Origin of the sequence: Rhodococcus sp. 05-2255-1e, assembly GCF_002259025.1 — a bacterium.
Lineage (GTDB): Bacteria > Actinomycetota > Actinomycetes > Mycobacteriales > Mycobacteriaceae > Rhodococcoides > Rhodococcoides fascians.
The window spans coordinates 1-23,227 of the sequence record NZ_NOZE01000039.1; the positions used below are offsets into that span (position 1 = coordinate 1).

A 23,227-nucleotide genomic window follows, 5' to 3' on the forward strand; every position below is an offset into this window, starting at 1 on the left:
CAGGTGACACAGTGACCGGTGAGATGTCACGTGGACGCACCAACCCCGTCCAGCTCTTGTAGGTGTGCTCCACGGCCATCAACGGCTCACGCCACACGACAGCAACGCTTGCATGGGTCTCGGTGGCATTGCGCTCATCGACCGAGAACCATCCTGACGCGGCGATACCGCCGCGTCCATCACTTATCTGCACATAGGTCCCCTCTGCGGGGTATCCCGCAACCAGGGGCTTTGGCAAGGCCTCGAGCACGACGGCCCGGTTCGACCAGTCGGCACCCCCTAGAGACCCATTGTCGAAGGCCACCTCGAGCACGGACGCAACTGGTAACACTGAATCGACGATCGATGTCATGGCAGATTTCAGCCTCTCAATTCGGGTGACGGATGGTCAGTCCGCCGATCAACAGAACGCCTCTGAATCTACCATCGAAACACTTGCACTGGAAGACGTAAGAGTCATCGAAACATGTTGATAAACAGAGCGTTTGGGATCACAACTATCAGCAGGACGCAACCCGGCAGCAGCCGCAATTGTCCCCGACGCACTCGGTGCCGGGGACCGAGTGCGCAGGCGATTTTACCGAGCCTGACAGAATAGGACTGCTCAACTTTCCCTACAGGAGATCGACTGACATGGCACCGAAAAGGCCCGATGAAACGCTGCACCGACTCCGCGACTGGACGCACGGACAACTGTCGGAGCGCCTCGCTGCCCAGATCCTTCTCGCAGACGACTTCAAAAACCTCGACCCCTCTCAGCCGATGGGCGGTCCCGACAATGCCCACGACGCAATAGCCCACCGCGACGGCAAGAAATGGGTCATGGCGGCCTATTTTCCGAACACCAGAAAAACTTTCAGCGCAGTCAAGAAGAAATTTCTGGGAGACGTTGCCGGCGTGGCCACCAACGGTGCCAACGGCATTGTCTTTGTAACCAACCAAGCTCTGACGGTCGGAGAGCGAACCAAACTTTCCAACCTTGCGTCTTGCGATGTCGAGCTCTACCACCTCGAACGGTGCGTAGCGATCCTTGACATGCCCCGCATGGGCCCTGTACGCCGCCAGTTCTATCTCGAAGACGAGAACTCAGACGATCGAGTTAACGGCAACCAGACCGGCGGCGACACCACCGCCCGTTTCATGCTTTCTACCTATGACATGAAGGCAGGCACCGCTCAACACGCCGCAGTTCTCAAGGACGGTCAGTATCCCCTCTACGACCTATCGCTGAGAATCGTCGACATGAATGTCAGTCCCGGCACCGATCTACACCGCCTCGACTGGGGGAACCTCGTCGCGCCGGCCGAGTACTACAACGTGAATATCAGCCTCCCGGACTCGGCGTACTGGAGGATCTTTTTCACCGCACGCAATGGCCAGTGGCATCAAGATCTGATTCTCAAGCGATCGGACCCGGACAGCTGTTGGCTTGCAGCCACCCGCGTCATCGGCCTCCAACAAGCACCCCATCTGCAGCAGCTGGACCTGGAATTCATTCATCGCTTCGGAGCTCCAGAATGGCTCCCTTAATGGCCAACTCGCGCGGTCTGCACCCGCCCGGCCAGCTGTTGAACCGCCAGGGATCGACATTCTGTCGGTCGGTAAAGGACAGGCCGGGGGCCGCCCGATCGCTTCGCACGCCCGTTTTCGTCGGGCTGCACCAGATTCTGCCTTGGGTGCGCCTCCACTCAAATACACAGGGCCGGACAAGCCATAGAGGGCATGATTGATCCTGTGCCGGACTACGACATCAATCAGCTGGGAAGCCGGCCCTTCGAGCAGCTCGTCGTTGCGCTGTGCGTCCGAGCAATCGGGGCCGGGATAGAAGCCTTCGGCGACGGCCCCGACGGAGGCCGCGAAGCGACCTACGCCGGCACGATTGACTGGTCCGCCGGCACAGACGATCACGTGCACGAACACTGGACCGGGTACACCGTATTCCAAGCAAAGTTCCACTACGACCAGGGTGACCCGGCATCGAACCTCGTCTGGTTCAAGAAGCAAATTGACGCCGAATTGCTCCGGTGGGTCGAAGCCATGGACAAAGGGTCGCGTATGCGTCCACCTGACTACATGGTGTTCGCCTCAAATGTCAGATTGTCGAGCAATGGAGTCTCCGGTGGCATCGATCAACTGAACAACTACCTGCTCGGCAGGCTCCACGATGACAAGGACCCCATTCACGGCCTCGGGATTCGCGCCATCCGCATCTGGCACCATGCGCAGATCACCGCGCTAATCGACGGGCACCCGAGTGTCCGCTATGCATTCCCTGCCCTTCTAACGATCGGGGATGTTCTCGCCTGTATCGGTGCCAACACTGCACCAGGAAGCAGTTCTTCCGATCTCGGACCCGCTATGAGACTTCATGCGGCACAATGCCTCCGAAACGAGCACTGGGTTCGATTCTCGGAATCTGGAGCAACAGCAGGCCAACGAGCAAAGCTAGAAGAAGCGGGACGCGACCTGCCAGGACGCTACGAGAGTCCGGACGGACACCCCCACGATGTGCAGACAATTGCGCACATCATCGAGCACGCCGATCAAGTCCTCCGCAGCGGCCTCCAAGACCGCGTACGACGACCGCACTGGGTCATCATCGGCGGACCCGGACAGGGCAAAACAACACTCAGCGCACTGATCGCACAGATCTACCGCAGCGGCCTTCTGTCCCGCGGTGACATGACACCCGAAGTTGCCACAATCACCTCGGCCACGCAGAGCGCGATGGAACGCTCAGGAATCACAAAGCCACGAAACCTCCGTTGGCCCATCCGCATCGACCTCGCACTGTACGCAGACGAACTGTCGTCGGTCCCGGATTTGAGTGTCCTCGGATACCTCTCAAAAGTCATCGGCAACCGCGCCGGTCGCACTCTCAGTCCCGGCGATCTTGAAGGGTGGTTACGCATATGGCCGTGGATCGTCGTACTCGACGGTCTCGACGAGGTGAGCGCAGCTTCCATGCGTCGACTCCTGATCGAACGGATCACCGATTTCATGGAAGCTGCGGACCAGCTCGACGCAGACCTACTGCTGGTCTCCACAACTCGGCCTTTGGGCTACGACGAACGCTTCGATAGCGACTTGTTCACCGAGCTCACGTTGAGTCGCCTCAATTCCACGCAATCGCAACGATTCGGAACCGACCTCGTTCGGTTGAGGCTGGCTGACGACGCCGAAAGACGCGACACCGTCCTACGCAGGCTACGAACCGCGGCCAAAGACCCGAACACAGCACGGCTGATGGAAACCCCACTGCAAGTGACGATCATGTCGTTCATTGTCGAAAGCTTCGGGACCCTACCGCTCGACCGCTACAGCCTCTTCGAGCTGTATTACCGAACCGTCTATCAACGGGAAATTGACAAGCCTGGGGTCCATGGCCTGTCCGCACTGCTCAACGAACATCGACCCGATGTCTTCCATTTGCACTGCCAAGTCGCGCTCGAACTGCACGTGGCCGCCGAAAGCAGCAGCCGCTCGGAAGCAACAATGCCTGCGTCGAGACTCGACGAGATAGTGCGGACCCGACTCATCACCCAGGAGTTCGGTCCCCGAGACGTGAGCTCTATAGCGAGCAGACTGGTCAGGGCTGCCACGCACCGACTGGTTCTACTCGTCCCTACTGACGACCGAGTAGGATTCGAAGTTCGCAGTATGCAAGAACTGATGGGAGCAAACGCGCTGACGATGGGACAAGACACGAAAGTCCTCGCCCTGCTTCAACTCACCGCCCACCACCCCCATTGGCGAAACACATGGCTTTTGGCCGCCGGCCGAATCTTCAAAGAACGCGAACATCTACAAAATGATCTGGTGCAGCTAGTCACCGCCTGCGATCGCCGAAGTGGCGGCCTCCACGAGACGGTCCCAACAGCCCCTATGCTGGCCTGCAACGTCCTCGATGACGGCTTCGCTTCCAGAGCACCCAGTTCCCGAAGGGCCTACATAAGCGCAGCGATAAGTTGCCTCGACAGCTACCCCGGACAGGACTTCAATGGTCTTGCAATAGCACTGTCACACGCGTGCAACAGCGATGACCTGACTCCTGTGTTCACCGAACTGACTGCCGCACTTCGCGGACGGGGCATCCGACAGATCAATGCCTACTTTCTCCTCAGAGCACTTCGGAATAGCAAACAGACTTTTCACAAAGCTGACTTCATCCTTAGAAACAACGAATTACCACCCCAAACGATGCAAGCGGTCACTAAGTGGGCCACCCCCGTCTCGGATAAACGCGCGGCGCACCGAGCTGATGGACCACCCCTAAACGGAATAGCGATCTATGATATCTTGACCGCGGAGCTGGAGACCCAAGATCGATTCGGGCTCAACGACGCTCAGTACCAAAAATTCGACACATTCCTCGTCTCTTTTTCCACTGTAGAAACGTTCGTGGACCACGAGTTCGGAACACTGACCATTTTGATCGACCGAACTACGCCCATAATCCTCAACGGGCTATCCGCCGTCATGGACGACCCAGACACAGAAACCGCCGTGACCCTACTGCTCGACTCGCTACCAGTCGAGCACTGGCCGATCACGGCCACCATTCAACAATTGCTGCGTCCCCTTGTCGCTCGCAGACCTGTCGGTCCTGCCGTTATCGACGAGTTCGGGGCCGATTTCCCAGCAGCCACACAGATATGAACATCGACAGCACGTGCGACATACACTTCGACTCGTATCCACGAGGTACTCTCTCGATCATGACACTCATCCAGTCACTGGATCAGGCCAACTCCAAAACTGAGGTCGATAGCGGACTCACTGCAGGAGAACGCCGTCGAGCTCATGCATAAGGATCGGTGAAGCGCGTGGGCATAGAGGACAATATCCATGGTCTCGATGACGCCGAGCGGGCCCGCTTGAAGATGGTTCGCGAGCGGGAGTCTCGAGAAGAAGCCGAGGGCTGGCTGGCTGTCACTGAGTTCGTGAGATTGGCACAGGAGTACGGGGTTTCGCCTCGCCCGGTGCCGGCCCTAGGCCCCTATATCGATGCTGATTTCTTGAATCGGACGTGCTGGAACGGTCGCCAGATCTTCGAGTCATCGGTCATCGGTTGGTCGTTCATGCAGATGCGCGATCCGCACGCAGTCGGTGTCGACGGCACCCTCTACCGGGTTCGTCAGGACGTTCGACGCAGGCGGATGGCCCTATTCGGCGTGGGGTCGATTCGACCCGCTGAGATCGCACCGATTGCGGTCGAGTCGTATCCGCTCGGACATCTGTCCAGCAGCAACTCATATGACGAGTCCGGGGGTTGGACGTTGATCGAGTACATGACAGGTTTCCTGCGCACCAGTCGCAACCTCTCGACTTAGTCTTGAAACCCGTACGCGCAGCCACCCGGCTCGCCCAGTTTCCTTCTCTGGGCGGGCCGGGTGGGTGTCCGTGTTCACGATGCGCGTTGCGGCGACCTCCGATGCAGGACAATGCATGTGATAGCAGTGACGGCCATGACCGTGGCTCCGATCCACGCCGCGACGGTATACGCGCCGTCGTTGGGGAACTCACCGGTCGTGCCGGCCGCGAGCATGAGTCCGCCGGTAGCGCTGCCGAGGGAGAATCCGACGCTGCGAACGACTTGGTTGACGCTCATTGCACTCGATGTCTCGTCTTTAGGGGTGACAGCGAGGATGACGCCGGGCATCGCCGAGGAGAAGCTACCCACGCCGAAGCCCAGGATGGCCATTGCAACCAATAGCTCGACGATGTTCGTGCGTGCCGTCGCAAAGATCACGAACGATATGAGAACAATCACCGCGCTGGCCGCGAGAACCAAAGGGGCACCGATGCGTTCACGTGCCCGCGGTGTCACTTTGCCCGCGACGAATCCGAGCGCGGAAAATGGCACGAGGACGAGTCCGGCGACGAAAGTGGTCAGGCCGAATCCGTATCCAGTGCTGCTGGGGGTTTGTGCGTAGCGAGTGATCAGGGTGAGCAAGAGGTACATGCCGATGCCGCCGATGAACATTGCGACGTTCGCTCCCGCGACTGCCGGGTGCCGTAGCAATCGAATGTCGACCAGGGGTTCTCTGGTGCGACGTTCGATCAGTGTCCATCCGGCGAGGAGCACGATTGCCATCACTGCGAGTACCAGGGCACCGGTGAGGTGACTTTCCCACAGGCTGGTCTCGCTGGCGAGAAACAGCACCAGAAACAGCGCTGCGGCCAGCAGTGCTGCGCCGGGCAGGTCCACGTGAGCCGACCGGCCAGCGGGTGAGGCCGGGATGCTGCGATAGGCAGCCAGGAACGCGATCACGGTCACGACCACCCCGAGTCCGTATGCAGCTCGAAGGCCGCCGACCTCGACGAGAAGGCCGGCCAGTGGATAACCGATGCCGATGCCGATGGTCGACGCGACGGAGACCAAGGCGATGGTGGAGGCCGATTTTTCTTTGGGGAGGTGATCGCGGGCGACGCCCATCATGAGGGCGGTCAGGCCGAGACCGACTCCCTGTGCGGTGCGTCCGACGAGCAGCCATGCGAACGGCAGTGGGATCACGGTGAGGACACTGCCGGTCACCACGACGGCGAGGGTCGCGAGGATGGTTGCTCGTCTGTGGGGGCCTGCACCGAGTCGTCCGAGGACAGGGGTCGCGATGGCTCCGGCCAGCAACGTGATGGTCAGAGTCCACTGGGCGCTGGCAAGTGATACGTGCAGTGTGGTGGCGACACTGGTGATCAGTGGTGCCCCGAGGCTTCCTACCGCGGCGACCACGAGCGCTATGAACACCAACGATGGAACCAGCAGCTTCGGCGGTTGGGACTCGTGAGTGACCGCGTCGGCGCTCATCGGTTGGTCTCGCTGGTGATGTGATCGAACAGACCGGACTGAATGCGTGTTCGCACGCCTTCGGACCATGGCTCCTCCAATTCGGATACCTGCAGGGCAGCGGCATTGTTCAGGAGCATCCCGAAGGCCAGGAAGGCCTTGATGGTGACGGCGTCGAGCCCGGTGATGTCGGCGACGGTCTTCCACATGCGCCCGAAACTGTTCCGGACCGCGTCGCGGACTTCGGGGTCGCCGCACGCGGCGAACCCCTGTAGCTGGAGCAGCAGCGCGCTGCGATCGGTCAGCATGTCGTTGTATCGGGCACCCATCAGGGCCAGTGCGTCCTGCCCGGTCGCGTCGCCGGCGGCTTCGCGCATGCCCTCGGTGAGCCGTTCGAACGACGCGGTCATGACCTCGAGGAACAGTGCTTTCTTGGTGCCGAATATTCGGAAGATGTAGGCCTGGGTGATTCCGGCCCGCCGGGCGATCGACTCTGTCGATGCTCCGTGTAGTCCACCGTTTGCGAATTCGTCTGCGGCCATCTGCAGAACCTGCTGTCTCCGGTCCGCGCCGCTCATTTTCCGCTGTTGGTCCATGCCACCGATCCTAACTTTTACAAATTAGTAATGACTAACTACTTACACTTAGCCGGAGTAACTTGTACAGTGCCATTGATCACACAGCCTCGCTTCCCGAATCGCTCGACATCCACGCCCTGGAGCTGGTACTCGGCTTCAGGCCTGATTTGGTCGGAGACACACCTTGAGCAGTAGCGACTCATCGATGCAGCCTGGATCGCAATGCCCGTACACCGGAACTGAGCAAACGCACGACGGCCCGCCCACCCGAGCGGTACCGGTCGCACCCGGTAAGTGGCCCATGCTCGGCCACATATTTCCGCTGATGCGCAACCCCTTCGACTTCTTCGCCGACCTGCGCGCGCAAAGCGACATGGTTCAGATTTTCATCGGCAAGCGTCCGATCTACTTCTTCACCACCGCACGGCTGGCCCACCACGTCCTCGTGAAAGACGCCCGCTCGTTCGGCAAAGGAATGGTGTGGGAAGCCGTACATCCATTGAGCGGCAACGGTTTACTGGCCTCTGACCGCGCGCTACACCGGCGGCAGCGTCGCTTGATCCAGCCCCTGTTCCACAAGCAGATGATTGCCTCGTACGCCAAGATCATGACCGCCGAATCCCATGCCCTCGCCGAATCCTGGGTTCCCGGACAGCGAGTCATCGTGCAAAAAGCAATGGTAGAGCTCACGCTGACCACCATCGCGCGATCGATGTTCACCGGAAGCCTACCCAAAGACGTTGTGCAAGAGATTATTCGATCGTTACCGATCTTCACCTACGGCATGGTCGCCCGCACAGTCCTGCCGTCCTGGTTGTGCAAGGCGTCGGGATTCGACAGGCGATTCATGGGCGCAGCCGACCGCCTGCGCGGAGCAGTCGATCACGTCGTGCGCACCGACCAGAGCGGAGACGGCGCAGATCTGCTCTCCCACCTTCGCGCTGCCCGAGATCCCGACACCGGCGAGGCGATGAGCGAAGACCTCATCCGAGACGAACTGGTGTCGATCATGATGGCGGGCACGGAAACAACCGCAGCGACGCTGACGTGGGCATTCCATGAGATTGCCCAACACCCGGACGTCGAACGCACACTCCGTACCGAGTTGCGCACAGTGCTCGACGGCCGGCCGGCCGAGTTCACCGACATCGACGACCTCACCTACACCCGCGCCGTGGTGAACGAAGTGCTTCGTCGATATTCACTGCTGATGCTCTTCCGCCGCGCCGAGACCGATGTCGTCATCGACGGGGTCGAGCTCCCCGCAGGCGCGGACATCATGTTCAGCCAGATCGACCTGCACCGCGACGGTTCCGCCTTCACCGACCCGGATTCCTTTCGTCCGGAGCGGTGGCTCGTCGACCGCGACCAGCTACCCGACCGCACCGCCTTCCTCCCGTTCGGCGAGGGCAATCGCCGGTGCATAGGCGAGTCCTACGCCCAGGCCAAAGCGGTCATTGCACTGGCAACGATCCTCGGACGGTGGCGACTGATTCCGGCTCCCCGCCACACCGTGCGCCGCGTCGCGGCGGCGATGCCACGCCCGAACAGCCTCCCCATGATCGTCACCCCCGTCACCTCGGACAGAAGCGAGCTCAACCATGTCTGATCTCACCGTGCAGCACGCTACCAACAGCCCCGACCGACACGCAGCCACCGTAGACCCCATCGCCATTGTCGGAATCGGCTGCCGGTTCCCCGGCGGTGTCGATTCCCCCGACGCACTGTGGAATCTTCTGGCCAGTGGCGGCGATGCCGTGAGCGAGGTCCCGCCCGAACGCTGGGCCGCCGACGACGTCTACGACGCGCAGCCCGGCGTCCTCGGTCGCACCGTCTCTCGATGGGGCGGCTTTCTCGACAACATCGGTGGCTTCGATACCACGGCCTTCGGCATCACCGAATACGAAGCCGAAGCGATGGACCCGCAGCACCGTCTACTGACCCAAATGTCCTGGGAAGCACTCGAACACGCAGGCATCGCTCCGGGCTCACTCAAAGACTCGCAGACCGGTGTCTTTTTCGGTCTCGCCCACCACGACTATCTATTGCGCACCTTCGACGATTCGTTGGTCGACAACCCGTACGTCATGACCGGCAATGCCCATTCTGTGGGAGCAGGTCGCGTGTCCTACCTCCTCGGGCTTCACGGCCCCTCGGTTGCGGTGGACACCGCATGCTCATCGGGGCTGCTGTCGGTGCACCTGGGATGCCAGAGCCTGCGTTCTGGAGAAACCGATCTCGTCCTGGCCGGCGCGGCCATGCTGCAGCTCGGTCCCGAGGTCGGCGTGCTGTTTTCGCAGTGGTCGATGCTCTCACCCAACGGACGATGCGCGGCATTCGACGCTGCGGCAGACGGATTCGTACGCAGCGAAGGGTGCGCGGTGATCGCCCTCAAACGCCTCGACGACGCCGAGCGCGACGGTGACCGTGTCCTGGCGGTCATACGTGGGTCGGCGGCGAACTCCGATGGCCGATCCGACAACATCGTCGTCCCATCCGCCTCAGCTCAAGAAGCCGTGCAGCGCAGTGCACTCCGTGTGGCGGGCGTAGACCCGTCAGATGTCGAGTTCGTCGAAGCGCACGGCCCGGGAACCCCCACGGGCGATCCGGTCGAATTCCAAGCCTTGTCTGCCGTCTACGGAAACGGCGACACACCATGCGCTCTCGGGTCGGTGAAGACCAATATCGGGCACACCGAGTCGGTATCGGCTCTCGCAGGGCTGATCAAGACCGTGATGTCGTTGCGCAACAAGCAGATTCCAGGAAATCTGCACTTCACGTCATGGAATCCCGACATATCCTCCGAAGACACCCGCTTGTACGTTCCGACCGAGCTGACAGAATGGGACAACCCGGGATCACCTCGGCTGGCCGCAGTCTCGTCATACGGGTTCAGCGGAACCAACGTTCACGTCGTTGTCGGAGAAGCTGCAGCGACGGCACCCAGCGCAGACGAACCCGCAGACAGTACGACAGCCCAGCCGATCTTGCTCTCGGCCAGCACACCCCAGGCCCTGGCACAGACAGCCGGCCGCGTGGCGCAGTGGTTGACGGGCCCCGGCGCTCACGCTTCGCTCACCGACATCGGCACCACGCTCGCACGCCACCGCGAACATCGCACCGAACGTCTTGTCGCACTTGCGGCCTCACATGAGGAACTGACCGACCAACTGCGCAGCATTGCAGCCTTGCAACCCGCGACGGGTGTGGTCAGTGCTGCCATCGGCAGCCACGGCGGCGCACCGGTGTGGGTGTTCTCCGGGCAAGGGTCTCAATGGGCGGGAATGGGGCGCGAACTGCTCTCCACCGAACCGGCGTTCGCAGCCATGATCGATGAACTCGAGCCGCTCATCGCGCGCGAAGCAGGGTTTTCGGTACGTGGTGAACTCGTGGCCGACGAGACCGTGACCGGGATCGAGAAGATCCAGCCGACCATCTTCGCCGTGCAAGTTGCTCTCGCGGCGGCGTGGCGCTCACGTGGCGTGGAGCCAGCCGCGGTCATCGGCCACTCGCTCGGCGAAGCCGCGGCTTCCGTTGTCGCCGGCGCGCTCACCCTCGACGACGGCGTCAAGGTGATCTGCCGGCGTTCCCAATTGGTCACCCGGATCGCCGGCGGCGGCGCGATGGCCACAATCGAGCTACCCCACCTGCAGGTCGCCGCTGAGCTCGAGGCCGCCGGAATCGACGACGTCACCGTCGCGGTCATCGTGTCCCCCACTTCCACCGTGGTTGCGGGAGACCCCGCCCGGGTCAAGCAATTGGTCACCGAGTGGGACGCGCGCGATCTTCATGCGCGAACCATTGCCGTCGACTATGCATCCCACTCACCGCACGTGGACTCGATTCTCGACGATGTCGCGCTACAGCTCGAATGCCTCGCCCCCGACGCCGCGAAGATTCCGGTCTACAGCACTGTGCTCGAAGATCCGAGAAAACCCGCGGCCTTCGATGCCGGGTACTGGGTCGACAACCTCAGGCGGCCGGTGCGTTTCGCAGATGCCGTGACTGCCGCGGTGCTGGACGGGCACCGAATTTTCGTCGAGCTCTCACCACATCCACTCCTGACCTACGCCATCACCGAGACCGCGACATCGATCGGTCGAGATGCCACCGCTATCGGAACGCTGCGCCGCGACGGAGACCAGTCACTGGGCCTGCTCCCCCAGTTGTCGGACCTGCACTGCAGCGGCGTCACCGTCGACTGGGAGCGCGTATACCCCTCTGGTCAGCTGGTCGACGTTCCACTTCCCACCTGGGCAGGAGAAGATCTCGGCGTCCTGGCCCTGCACGTGAAAAAGCCCGGAGCCAGCGTCGACGCTCATCCGCTGCTCGGCGTCCACATGACACCGATAGACGCCGATGACGAGCACCGATGGCAGGCCACCATGAGTGGCCGCGATCTGCAGTACCTCGACGATCATCAGGTCCATGATCAGCCAGCACTGCCCGGTGCGAGCTACTGCGAGATGGGGCTTGTCGCCGCACAGTCGGTCTTCGCAGCCGACCTGGGCAGCGTCGAGATAACCGATCTCGTCATCCACGAGATGCTTCACCTCCACGAGAACACTGTGGTGTCCTCTCGCACCCGGCCCGAGGGACACGAATCGGTTCGGTTCGAGTCACTGACCCGCCACGACGGCGATGCATCGACCCTCCTTGCCAGCGGCACACTCCGAATCAGGCCACCCGTCGAACCCGAGCGTCTCGACGTTGCCGAGTTGTTGGCCTCCCATCCGACGCCTCTGGACACCAAAGACGCCTACGCCAAGTTCCACGGGGCTGGCGTACACCACGGAGCCGCGTTCGCAGCGATGACCGCGCTGCACCTGTCCGACGACACCGGTACAGCGCAGACCGTCTTCGCTGAAGTGTCGCTTCCCGCCACCGCGCGAAGCCAAGTCGACGCGTACTCCCTACACCCCGTTCTGATGGATGGCTGCCTTCAGACCTTGGCGTCTCACCCGGCCCTCATCCGCGACGCCTTCCCCACCGGAGTTGGTTCGCTGCGGGTACACCGCAACCCCCACCACGCTCGCTACTGCCTTGCTCAACTGCACCATCTCGACGAACAGCTCGCGATCGGCGGCATAACACTGCTCGACGAGGACGGCACCGTCGTCGCCGAAGCCACCGGCGTGCGGCTGGCCACCGCAGACCGGCGACTGGCCGAACGACTCCTCACCGTCGAGTGGGAACGCGCCGACCTCCCCGCGCCCCAAACACAGGCCGGGCGATGGCTCGTCCTCACCGAAGCAAGCACCACTGACCCACTGACCGTCGACCTCGCAGCCGCGCTGGGCAACGACATCGATATTCGCGCCTTTCACACCGACTCCGACGCACTCGACGCCGACCTAGCGGCGCATCCTCCGCATCAGGTGGTGGTGCTCTGCGCCCCACCGACCAACACCGCAGACCACGACACTGCGCAGCGCGCCCAAGACCGCATCCGACAGCTCATCGAGCTCGTTCGCGTCCTCGTCGAACGTACCGACACACACCGGCCGCGATTGTGGGTGGTGACCCATGATGCTCAGAGGGTCGGCTCCGGCGACGGCCGCAACCTCGAGCAGACTGCGGTACGCGGCCTGTGCCGAGTGATCGGTCACGAACACCCCGAGCTCGGTATCCGTCACCTCGATGTGTCATCCCCTGCCGAGCCCACACTGGTGGCCCAGATCCTCCTCGCCGACGACGACGCAGACGAGATCGCATTACGCGACGGCGAACTCTTCCTGGCGCGGCTGAAAGTGGCCCCGCTGCGCGATAACGAGCGCCGACACCGCCCCATTCGTTTCGGGCGTGATCGCTACGCGCTCGCTCCCCAACACGCCGGCGACCTCGGCAGCCTCGAACTGGTCGCAACCACCGCCCGTCCGCCCGCGGCCGACGAGATCGAGATCGCAGTCGAGGCACTCGGCGTGAACTACGCCGACGTCCTCAACGCGATGGGTCTGTACAAGACCGTCGACGGCGCACCGATGCCCTTCGGATTCGACTGCGCCGGAACAGTTGTCTCCACCGGATCATCGGTCACCACATTCCGACCCGGCGATCGCGTGGCCGCAATGCATCCAGGCGTCTTCGAGTCTTTCGCAGTGGTCCCCGCATGCAAAGTCAACCGACTTCCCGACGACGTCACGTTCGCTGCTGCAGCTGCGCGGCCCAGCGTGTTCGCCACTGCGTGGTACGGGCTTCATCGGCTGAGCAGGATTCGTCCCGGTGAGCGGGTATTGATCCACTCGGCGACCGGCGGAGTGGGGCTCGCAGCGATCGCGGTTGCTCGACACCTCGGCGCAACCATCTATGCCACCGCAGGTACCGCCGCCAAGCGGCAGTACCTGCGCGACATGGGCATCGAACGTGTCTTCAATTCTCGATCGACCGCGTTCGCCGAGCAGATCCGAGACGTCACCGGCGGCGAGGGCGTCGACGTTGTACTCAACTCGCTCACCGGCGCCGCGCAACGAGCTGGTTTGGACCTGCTGCGCATCGGCGGCCGATTCGTCGAGCTCGGCAAGAAGGACATCTACGCCGACTCCAAGATCGGGCTGTTCCCGTTCCGTCGCAACATCTCTCTGCACAGTGTCGACTTGGGCGTTCTGCCCTACGACGAACTCGGCGATGTCCTCCGCGAAGTACACGAACTGCTCGCCTCGGGCGCTCTCACCCCGACCCCGCACACCACCTATCCGCTCAGCGATGCCAGCACCGCGTTCCGCACCCTGGCTGCGGGAGATCACATCGGCAAGCTCGTTCTGACCGTTCCACAGGACGGTGAGGGGCACGCAGCGATCCGCCCCGACGACGTACCGGTGATCCGCGCCGACGGCTCCTACGTGGTCACCGGCGGTTTGGGCGGTCTCGGCCTCATCCTTGCGCGGTGGTTCGCCGAACACGGTGCCGGACGGGTCGTCTTGAACGGCCGATCCGCGCCCTCGGTCGAGGCGATGGCACTCATCGACGAGTTGCGTTCGGGTGGAACCGATATCGAGATCGTTCGCGGAGACATCGCGATCGGGGACACGGCCACGGACCTGGTCCGTGCTGCCACCGCCACCGGACTGCCGCTGCGAGGGGTCATTCATGCAGCAGCAGTTGTCGACGACGCCGCGATCACCACGGTCGACGATGCGTTGATGGAGCGCGTGTGGGCACCGAAGGTGCACGGCGCGTTGAAGATGCACGAGGCGTGTGCGCACAGTGAACTCGACTGGTGGTTCGGATTCTCCTCGGCCTCGGCACTCGTGGGTTTCGCGGGTCAGGCATGCTATGCCTCGGCGAACGCACTGCTCGACGGCCTCACGATGTGGCGGCGGGACCACGGCTTGCCAGCTCTGAGTGTCAACTGGGGAGCGTGGGCCGAGTACGGGCGCGGCACGATGTTCGCCGACCGCGGGAACGCCATGATCGACCCCGACGAGGGCCTCCACGCGTGCGATGCGCTCCTACGCTACGACCGGCCGCGCGCGGGTTACCTCCCGATCCTCGACCCCGGGTGGCAGTCGATGCTCGCAGACAAACTTCGCACCTCGTCGTTCTTCGCGGCCATCCCTGCCGATCGAGGCGCAGAACGCGGGATCGACCTGACCGCATCTACCTCGTTGGCAGAACTGCAGAATCTCGAACCCCCAGCGCAGCAACGATTTTTGGAGAGCATCCTCACCGCACACGCCGCGGAGATTCTGCGCGTCGACGCTGCTGCACTCGACCCGGACCGATCTCTGGGCGACCACGGCCTCGACTCTCTGATGGCGCTCGAACTCAGCACCCGGATCAACCGGGAATTCGACATTCGGGTCACACCCAAACAGATGCGCCAAGACTCCAGCCCCGCGGCGCTCGCCCTGCACATCGCAGCACAACTCAACCTCGAGGCGGTGCAGTAATGGACACTCCACAATCCCAACGCGACACCGATCGCACCCGCCCCCACATCGTGCACGCCGCAAGTGGGATCATCAGCCTGCTGGTGTTGGCGTCGACGATCTTCGTGTTGGCACCGATCCCGCCTTTCGGCTCACCGGAGGACGAGGTGGTGACTTTCTACGCCACCCACACCACCAGCGGATACATCTACCAGTTCGTCGCAGGCATCGCGTTGATGGCCGCCCTGTGGTTCCTGTGCTATCTGTACGTGCGGTTTCGGCGGGAAGTACCGCACAGTCCGCTGCCGATGCTGATGATGGCGGCCGGCACGGCGTGGGTGGGGTTCGCCACGGTCTATCTCGGTCTGTTCCAAATCTTCTCGGGCTGGGCCGCCGACCCGGACTCCCACGCACTACTGCACGCATTTTCCGATGCCTACGTACTGGGCTTCATGTTCAGTGCCGTCCCGGCCGCTGTCATCGTCGTGTCCGCAGCCCTGTGCACCACCGCCGCCGCAGGATGGCCCGGATTTCTCAAACCACTCTCGGCGATCGTCGTCGTGGTGCAGATTTTGGGCTGCGTTCCGCTCCTGGCACCCGAGAGCCCCATCAAGGCGGGAGGTTTCATCACCTATGCCAGTGTGTTCGCTGTCATTGTCTGGATTGCTGCGGCGAGCGTCGCGGCAGTTCGCAGCGAACGCGCGCCGTCATCGGAGATGCCATATCAGCAGACCGTGAACACGAGCACGGAGCGATGACATGGACGAGCATGTCGATGTTCTGATCGTGGGTGCGGGGCTCGCAGGACTGCAGATGTTGCACGAAGTACGCACGATCGGCCTGACCGTCCGCGTGTACGAGGCAGGAGGTGATGCCGGCGGCACCTGGTATTGGAACCGATATCCCGGTGCGCGCTGCGATGTGGAGAGCCTGGAGTACTCGTATCAATTCTCCGATGAGCTGCAACAAGATTGGGAATGGACACGGCGATACGCCGACCAAGCTGAAATCATGCGCTACATCGAGCACGTGATGGATCGCTTCGACCTCGAACGCGACATCGAGTTCCACACGCGCGTACAACAAATGGTCTACTCCGACGCCACCGCCTCCTGGACCGTCCGGACCGATACCGGACACGAAATCATCGCCCGGTACGTCATCACCGCGACAGGTTGCCTGTCCGAACCCAACGTGCCCGAGATCCCCGGCCTGGACTCATTCGCAGGCGACATCCTGCACACCGGACGGTGGCCCCACCATCACGTGGCACTCGGAGGCAAACGAGTCGGTGTGATCGGGACCGGTTCGTCTGGGGTACAAGCCATCCCCCTGATCGCCCGAGACGCTCGTCAGCTCACCGTCTTTCAACGCACCCCTGCTTACACCTTGCCCGCAGGCGACGAACCGCTCGACCCTCAGCTCCAAGCCGCAATCAAGGCCGACTACGCGGGATTTCGTGCACGCAACAACACAGTTCCCACAGCCGGATTGTCCCGGTTTCCTACCAACCCGAACTCGGTGTTCCATTTCTCGAAGACAGAGCGTGAAGCACAGTTCGAGCACCTGTGGAACAGGGGTGGGCCGCTGCTCCTACGCTCCTTCGGAGATCTCCTCGTCGACCCTGCGGCAAACGAGGTCGTCGCCGACTTCGTCCGCACCAAGATCCGCTCGACCGTGGCCGATCCTGCAGTCTCTGCAACCCTCACCCCTCGCCACGTCATGGGATGCAAACGAATCTGCCTCGGCGACGGCTACTACGAAACGTTCAACCGTCCCAATGTCGACCTCGTCGACATTGCATCCCACCCGATCACCGAGATCACACCGACCGCCTTACGGACGACACACAGTTCGCACGACTTGGACATCCTCGTGTTCGCCACCGGCTACGACGCCATCACCGGCGCTCTCACACGCATAGACATCCGCGGCCGCGGCGGTCGAACGCTGCGCCAGGCGTGGTCGGAGGGCCCCCGCAGCTACCTGGGCCTGGCCACCTCCGGCTTTCCCAACCTGTTCACCATGACCGGCCCCGGTAGCCCGTCCGTCCTGGCCAACGTGCTGGTGGCAATTCATCAACACGCAACCTGGATCAGAACCTGTCTGCAACACCTCACCGACCATCACATCCACAGCATCGAAGCCACACCACAGGCCGAACACGACTGGGGTCGACACGTCACCGACGTCGCCGCCGGAACTCTCCTCTCCTCGTGTGGCTCGTGGTACCTCGGGGCGAACATCCCCGGCAAGAAAAGGGTCTTCATGCCCCTCATCGGGTTCCCCGATTACGCCGCCCGCTGCGAGCAAGTAACCGCAGACGGTTACCCCGGCTTTCAACTTCTCCCACAACCGGTCTCGGCCGCCACACGCCCCTAGGAGCCCCCGTCATGCCGAACAGCACCGTCCCAAACATCGACTTCGACCACCACTCACCCGAATACTCAGCAGACCCGTGGGCAGTCAACACCGCCATGACCCAAAAGTGCCCGGTAGCCCACAGCTCCCACTACGGTGGCTTCTACGTGGTCAGCGGCTACGAGCAGGTCGCCTCAGTCGCACGTCGACCGGAAGTGTTCTCCTCGGCCCACGAGCTACCCAACACGCCAGGGCGACCGCAAGGAACGATCATCCCCGCGTCGACGTTTCGTGCCCTACCACTGGAAATGGACCCACCCGAGTATCTGGACTGGCGAAAAGCACTGAACACCTACTTTTCTCCCACCTCTGCAAAACGGCTCCGCCCACGGATCGAGGCCTACACGACGTGGTGCATCGACCAAGCCATCGAATCAGGCGAGATCGACCTCGTGATGGATCTCGCCAATGCCGTGCCGGCTCTGCTCACCCTCGACATCGTGGGCCTGTCGATGGACAACTGGCGCATCTACGCCGAGGCCGTGCATGCCCTGGCCTACACCCCATCCGACACCCCGGAATACAAGACGGTCGAAACCGGCTTCGCGATGCTCATCGGCGAAGTAATCAAGACCATTCCCCTCCGCCGTGCCCATCCCCGCAACGACCTCATCAGCTTCCTGACCCAGATGGAGATCGGCGGTGAGAACATCAGCGACGCAGACATCATCGCCGTCTGCAACGCCATGATCGCCGGCGGTATGGACACCACCACCGCCCTGCTCTCGTCGACGTTCGAGTACCTGGACCGCAACACCGATGATCGAGCACGACTGATCGATCACCCGGACGACCTACCGAAAGCATGCGGAGAGCTCCTGCGCTATTTCACCCCTGTTGTCTGTGTCGGACGAACAGCCACCGAAGAGGCACAGATCGACGGAGCCACCGTCGAACCCGGCGAACGAGTCCTGATCTCCTGGGCAGCAGCCAACCTCGACGAAAAGGTCTTCCCCGACCCCCTCACCATCGACTTCGACCGTGACACACGCAAACATGCAGCGTTCGGACTCGGACTGCACCGATGCATCGGCCGCCACATCGCGCAAATCGACTTCGAGGTCGTCGTCGGCCAAGTTCTCGACCGACTCCCCGGCTACCGCCTTGTCGACAATGCCGCCGTTCGATACCCCACGGTCGGTCAGATCAACGGTTTCGTGACAATGCCCGCACAGTTTGCCCCAGGGCCGCGAAAAGGCCCGCGATTCGACACCGCGAACGAACTGTTCGACAGCTTCGGAGACCAGTGATGCGCGCCCCGCACCGCCCAGAAGGGGACGCGACCGACAACGCACCGCACGACGCGAAGCGCACAGACACCCTGCCCACCTACCCCGCCCCCCGAAACCCCAAGTGCCCCTTCGACCCGTCACCGGAACTGCGTGCAGTACAGAATGACTCACCGATCACACGCGCGCAGATCTGGGACGGCAGCACCCCCTGGCTGATCAGCGGGTACGACGAAGCACGGACACTGCTGCGCGACCCACGCCTCAGCGCCGTACCCGAGCACCCCAACTATCCCCACTCCACCCCCAGTAAATTCATGCACCGCTTGGGATTTCTGACCATGGACGCCCCCGAGCACACCCGTCAACGCCACTTCGTGGCCAAACCGTTCTCCGCCAAACGCATCGAGGCGATGCGCACTCCGATCGAAGATCTCGTCAACGACCTCATCGACCGAATGCTTGCCGGGCCGCGACCTGTCGACCTCCTCGAAGCTTTCGCGCTACCCGCGCCGTGCACCGTGATCTGCCATCTGCTGGGCGTGCCCTACGCGGACCACCAGTTCTTCACAACGAGCGCCAAATCCCTGATCGATCCCCACGCCACCGCAGAGGACGCCGAAACCGCCCGCCAAGGCCTGATCGACTACATCTACCAGCTACTGACCGTCAAACGCACAGACCCCGGCGATGACATGCTCTCCGAACTCGCCCACGAACACGTCGCCACCGGTGACATCTCCCAACACGACGCAGCCATGACCGGGATGCTGATGCTCCTCGGAGGATTCGACACCACTTCCAACACCATTTCCCTCAGTGCGCTGGCCCTGACAGAAAACCCCGAACAGCGCGACACCCTCCTGTCGATGCGCACACACGACGAAATCGCCGGAGCCATCGAAGAACTCCTCCGCTACACCGCCGTCCCCCAAGGCGGACGACGCCGAGTCGCAACAGAAGACATCGACATCAACGGGATCACCATCCCCGCCGGCGACGGCCTCATCATCGCCGGCGACCTCGCCAACCGCGACGCATCAGCGATCACCGACCCGGATCGCCTCGACCTACGCCGGCCAGTGCACCGACATCTGACCTTCGGATACGGCCCGCACCAATGCCTGGGCATGCCCCTCGCACGACTCGAACTCCAAATCGCCATCCCCACCCTGCTCCGGCGCATCCCAACCCTCCACCGTGCTGTACCCCTGCAAGACATCAAGTTCCGAGAACACGCCATCGGCATCTATGGGGTGGACGAACTCCCCATGACCTGGTCATGACACCAGAACCATCAGGGCAATCAGCCCTGCGCAACACCATCTCCACGATCCTGACCACAGCGGTGCACGACCGAGTGGTCACCGGCCTCTACGTCATGACAGCCGACCGCGATGGCATCACGTACTCCGGCGGAGCGGGAACACGTGATGGCACAAACCCATGGACCGACGACACCATCGCTTGGCTGGCATCGATGACCAAACCGATCGTCGCCGTCGCCGCACTGCAACTCGTCGAGCGCGGTCTCATCGAACTCGACACTCCCACTACCGATCTGTTGCCCGAACTCGCCGCGGCGTACGTCCTCGAGGGATACGACGAGGATCAGCCCCGGCTCGTCCGCGCACGAGGACCCATCACACTACGAATGCTGCTCTCGCACACAGCCGGAACCGGCTACTCGTTCCTACACGCCGATCTCGCGCGCTATCTTCACGACAAGAAGGTGCCATCGAGCCTCGAACTCAAACTCGCCTCGATCGTCGACGCCCCGCTCGTCTACCACCCAGGCACCAACGCCATGTACGGCACCGGCCTGGAATGGGTGGGACTTGCCATCACCCGCCTGACCGGACACGACCTGGCAACCCACCTCCACGAGACGATCTTCTCCCCATTGGGTATGCGCGACACAACGTTCGGAATCACCGATCGCACTCGCTTGGCGGATGTACACACGAAAACACCTCACGGCCTGGTACCCACACCATTCGAGCTGCCCACCGATCCAGAATTCCACTCAGGCGGCGGCGGGCTGTACGGAACACCCCAGGACTACCTGACGTTCCTTCGCATGCTCAGTGCCGGCGGAGCCTGGAACGGTGTGCAGTACCTACAGCCGGATACCCTCGTCGACGCACAACGAAGCCACTCAGCATCTTTCGGGACCATCGAATCCGCTGATTACGCAACGTCGCACGACATCGACCTGATCCCAGGAATCAACACATCGTGGTCGTTGCTCGGCATGCGAAACGAGCAAGTCACACCCGCAGGCCGCCCAGTCGGAACCATGGCATGGGCCGGGGGCGCGAACACCTACTACTGGGCCGACACCGACAACGATAGATCGTCAGCAGGAGTGTTGTTCACCCAGCTCATACCATTCGCCGATCCACAGGTAATACGAGCATTCAATAACGTCGAAGGAGCAGTTCGTACCCGGACCGTACGTCGGCATACGAACTGATCAGCTGTTGCCGAAACCGTTCTCTGTCCGGTTTCGGCAACAGGGGCGGTACGATCCGGTCACAACCGTCCACTTGCTACATTTCAGACGGTACGTGCTGAACTAATCGAACGGCCCGGACGGACGCACGTCCGCCAACGTATATCGCGCAGGCTGTCAAGTGGGTCAACACCAACTAGCTATAACAGTTACTCATTCGGTGCGATGCAGGAATGAATATTGTTACTGGTTTCCTCGTTCGTCCTGGACTAGACCGTGATGTGACCGTTTTCGACATAGCCACAACCGACGGTCATCAGACACCAGAGGAAGTACTCCACGCACTCCGCGCTACCGCTGCCCGCAGCCGGATCGTGCGTACCGACGTCGCCGCCGCCACGGTGTGGACCAGCGACGACTGCCGAGCCGACCACAGCCCCAACCCATGGTCGGCGATGGTACTTGCCCGGGCACTGAACCTGATGCCCGATCTTTCACCCGACGACGTCATAGCTCACCCTGCGTTGACCTTTCGAGGGCTCGTTGTCGTCACCGGCCGCTGCCCTCTGACGGGCGCGCTGAGCGCGCTACGTCCGGCCCCTGACCCACTGGCTGACGCATCGTGAAACCTGGGGGTACCCACTTGAGATGTGACGAATTCCAGACTTCACTTGACCCCGGGCTCTGTCGAGGTTCTAGTCCACGACTTTCGCTCCTTGTCAACCCCATTCAGGGTTGGACTTGACCAACCTTCCGGACTCTGTTCATCCACCTCTGTGCGCCTTAAGTTCTCCCCTAGGAGAGTCCCCACCTGTCACAGCGAATGGAGTACCCGGAGATGACCGATCTGATCCGCGTAGCCTCCGATGAGCTGCGCGCCACGTCCGTCGCAGTCCTGCAATGGATCCGCGCATGGACACCCCACTCTCGAGCGGTAACCACCGTGTTCGGCATAGCGTGGCTGATCTTCGTGATTGTGTGCGGTTTCACCGGCGGAACCGTGTTGTTCGTGATGACCGCCGTCGTCGCTATCGCCGCTGTGCATCTCGTGCGCGGGGAATGGCGACGACCAGGTCGCAGCAATCCAGTTGCATTGTGCGACAACGCCCGCGAACACATTTGCACCCTCGTCTTCCGTCACTCCGACGGGCGCTGGTATCTACCCGACTGCATTACCGTCGGTCTGAATCCCGCCGACTTCACCGACCTCAGCGATCACTTCGATATCAACGACGTCATCACCCATCTCACCGCCGAAGCCGTCGATGTCACGCGCCGCTACTCCGCGGACACTCCGAGCGGAATGCTGCCCCTGGTCGAGATCGTCTCCAACCCGAAGGTCCGCGCTCGCCACTACGCCCTGCGTGGCTCCACGCATCCGATGTCCGACCACCCAGTGGAACCCACACGCGCCTACGGCGACCAAACCGACCTCCACCCCAGCGACAGTCAGGTGGCAACAACTCTCATCCCGGACTCACCCGGGCGTGGACCGACCTTGGTCGGTCCCGATAGTCGAGCGCACCGCGTCGTCGGTACCGAGATAACCGTCGGGCGGGGCACCTACTGCGACATCACCATCAGCGCCGACACCAGCATCTCGCGACATCACCTCACCCTGCGTTCCAACGATGGCGTGTGGTGGTGTGCCGACAACAGCAAGACCGGTACCTGGATCAACGGAGTGCGTGTAACCCCCGGCAGATGGACCGAACTCGCCGACGGCGACCGCATCGCGTTCGGCACCACATCAGGCACGAACACCGCCACGTTCTACCGAACGGGTGCCCATGCTGCCCGCTGACCGGAACCTGCTGTTCTCGCCACGCCGAACCGCCGACCCTGTGCGACACTTCTTAGCCCAATACACTCGGAGGAGAACCGCCTTG

15 protein-coding genes are annotated in these 23,227 nt (G+C 62.2%); 12 read left to right on the forward strand and 3 right to left on the reverse strand.

The window, feature by feature from the left end; translation table 11 throughout:
- Window positions 1–352: hypothetical protein (locus CH262_RS27975; protein WP_141215917.1), on the reverse strand; the 352-nt coding region annotated here is incomplete at its 3' end.
- 281 nt (window positions 353–633) lie between these two features.
- On the opposite strand from CH262_RS27975, the gene CH262_RS23220 reads away from it, so the two are divergent.
- From CH262_RS23220 to CH262_RS27980, 3 genes are all read left to right on the forward strand, one after another.
- Window positions 634–1,530 carry a hypothetical protein gene (locus CH262_RS23220; RefSeq protein WP_032364853.1) on the forward strand — a complete coding sequence of 299 codons (897 nt, stop codon included), beginning with the start codon at window positions 634–636 and terminating at the stop codon, window positions 1,528–1,530.
- A 204-nt stretch (window positions 1,531–1,734) separates the two neighbouring features.
- Window positions 1,735–4,659 (forward strand): NACHT domain-containing protein, encoded by a 2,925-nt coding sequence (locus CH262_RS23225; RefSeq protein WP_032364852.1) that lies wholly within the window; start codon window positions 1,735–1,737, stop codon window positions 4,657–4,659.
- Between the two features lie 158 nt (window positions 4,660–4,817).
- A complete protein-coding gene (locus CH262_RS27980; RefSeq protein WP_141215918.1) occupies window positions 4,818–5,333 on the forward strand; it encodes a hypothetical protein in 516 nt (171 codons plus the stop codon).
- Between the two features lie 74 nt (window positions 5,334–5,407).
- On the opposite strand, the gene CH262_RS23235 is transcribed toward CH262_RS27980, so the two are convergent.
- Together CH262_RS23235 and CH262_RS23240 are read right to left on the reverse strand one after the other, a co-directional pair.
- A complete protein-coding gene (locus CH262_RS23235; RefSeq protein WP_032364850.1) occupies window positions 5,408–6,808 on the reverse strand; it encodes an MFS transporter in 1,401 nt (466 codons plus the stop codon).
- Window positions 6,805–7,383 carry a TetR/AcrR family transcriptional regulator gene (locus tag CH262_RS23240; protein ID WP_230591897.1) on the reverse strand — a complete coding sequence of 193 codons (579 nt, stop codon included), beginning with the start codon at window positions 7,381–7,383 and terminating at the stop codon, window positions 6,805–6,807. The genes CH262_RS23235 and CH262_RS23240 overlap by 4 nt, the downstream gene beginning before the upstream one ends.
- 187 nt (window positions 7,384–7,570) lie before the next feature.
- Between CH262_RS23240 and CH262_RS23245 the strand changes: the two genes are divergently transcribed.
- The 9 genes from CH262_RS23245 (at window position 7,571) to CH262_RS23280 (ending at window position 23,142) form a co-directional block, all read left to right on the forward strand.
- Entirely contained in the window at window positions 7,571–8,974 is a 1,404-nt protein-coding gene (locus CH262_RS23245; RefSeq protein WP_230596631.1) for a cytochrome P450, read from the forward strand.
- Complete coding sequence (locus CH262_RS23250; protein ID WP_094718534.1) at window positions 8,967–15,254, forward strand: type I polyketide synthase; 6,288 nt, start codon at window positions 8,967–8,969, stop codon at window positions 15,252–15,254. The genes CH262_RS23245 and CH262_RS23250 overlap by 8 nt, the downstream gene beginning before the upstream one ends.
- A complete protein-coding gene (locus CH262_RS23255; RefSeq protein WP_052049304.1) occupies window positions 15,254–15,991 on the forward strand; it encodes a hypothetical protein in 738 nt (245 codons plus the stop codon). Before CH262_RS23250 ends, CH262_RS23255 begins: the two co-directional genes overlap by 1 nt.
- A gap of 1 nt (window position 15,992) precedes the next feature.
- Window positions 15,993–17,615 carry a flavin-containing monooxygenase gene (locus tag CH262_RS23260; protein ID WP_032364848.1) on the forward strand — a complete coding sequence of 541 codons (1,623 nt, stop codon included), beginning with the start codon at window positions 15,993–15,995 and terminating at the stop codon, window positions 17,613–17,615.
- A gap of 11 nt (window positions 17,616–17,626) precedes the next feature.
- On the forward strand, window positions 17,627–18,904 hold the full coding sequence (locus CH262_RS23265) for a cytochrome P450 (RefSeq protein WP_032364847.1): 1,278 nt from the start codon (window positions 17,627–17,629) through the stop codon (window positions 18,902–18,904).
- Window positions 18,904–20,169: a cytochrome P450 gene (locus CH262_RS23270; RefSeq protein ID WP_080733000.1), complete on the forward strand. Its 1,266-nt coding sequence runs from the start codon at window positions 18,904–18,906 to the stop codon at window positions 20,167–20,169. Before CH262_RS23265 ends, CH262_RS23270 begins: the two co-directional genes overlap by 1 nt.
- Window positions 20,166–21,359 carry a serine hydrolase domain-containing protein gene (locus CH262_RS23275; protein WP_052049303.1) on the forward strand — a complete coding sequence of 398 codons (1,194 nt, stop codon included), beginning with the start codon at window positions 20,166–20,168 and terminating at the stop codon, window positions 21,357–21,359. The genes CH262_RS23270 and CH262_RS23275 overlap by 4 nt, the downstream gene beginning before the upstream one ends.
- Window positions 21,360–21,619: 260 nt before the next feature.
- Window positions 21,620–21,964, forward strand: coding sequence for a hypothetical protein (locus tag CH262_RS27385; protein WP_032364846.1), 345 nt, complete (start codon window positions 21,620–21,622; stop codon window positions 21,962–21,964).
- Between the two features lie 212 nt (window positions 21,965–22,176).
- Window positions 22,177–23,142, forward strand: coding sequence for an FHA domain-containing protein (locus CH262_RS23280; RefSeq protein WP_032364845.1), 966 nt, complete (start codon window positions 22,177–22,179; stop codon window positions 23,140–23,142).
- Window positions 23,143–23,227: the final 85 nt, after the last annotated feature.

Coding starts and splice junctions, on each gene's coding strand:
- CH262_RS23220 (WP_032364853.1), top strand. CDS start 634: ATGGCACCGAAAAGGCCCGATGAAACGCTGCACCGACTCCGCGACTGG.
- CH262_RS23235 (WP_032364850.1), bottom strand. CDS start 6,808: ATGAGCGCCGACGCGGTCACTCACGAGTCCCAACCGCCGAAGCTGCTG.
- CH262_RS23240 (WP_230591897.1), bottom strand. CDS start 7,383: ATGGACCAACAGCGGAAAATGAGCGGCGCGGACCGGAGACAGCAGGTT.
- CH262_RS23245 (WP_230596631.1), top strand. CDS start 7,571: ATGCAGCCTGGATCGCAATGCCCGTACACCGGAACTGAGCAAACGCAC.
- CH262_RS23250 (WP_094718534.1), top strand. CDS start 8,967: ATGTCTGATCTCACCGTGCAGCACGCTACCAACAGCCCCGACCGACAC.
- CH262_RS23255 (WP_052049304.1), top strand. CDS start 15,254: ATGGACACTCCACAATCCCAACGCGACACCGATCGCACCCGCCCCCAC.
- CH262_RS23260 (WP_032364848.1), top strand. CDS start 15,993: ATGGACGAGCATGTCGATGTTCTGATCGTGGGTGCGGGGCTCGCAGGA.
- CH262_RS23265 (WP_032364847.1), top strand. CDS start 17,627: ATGCCGAACAGCACCGTCCCAAACATCGACTTCGACCACCACTCACCC.
- CH262_RS23270 (WP_080733000.1), top strand. CDS start 18,904: ATGCGCGCCCCGCACCGCCCAGAAGGGGACGCGACCGACAACGCACCG.
- CH262_RS23275 (WP_052049303.1), top strand. CDS start 20,166: ATGACACCAGAACCATCAGGGCAATCAGCCCTGCGCAACACCATCTCC.
- CH262_RS23280 (WP_032364845.1), top strand. CDS start 22,177: ATGACCGATCTGATCCGCGTAGCCTCCGATGAGCTGCGCGCCACGTCC.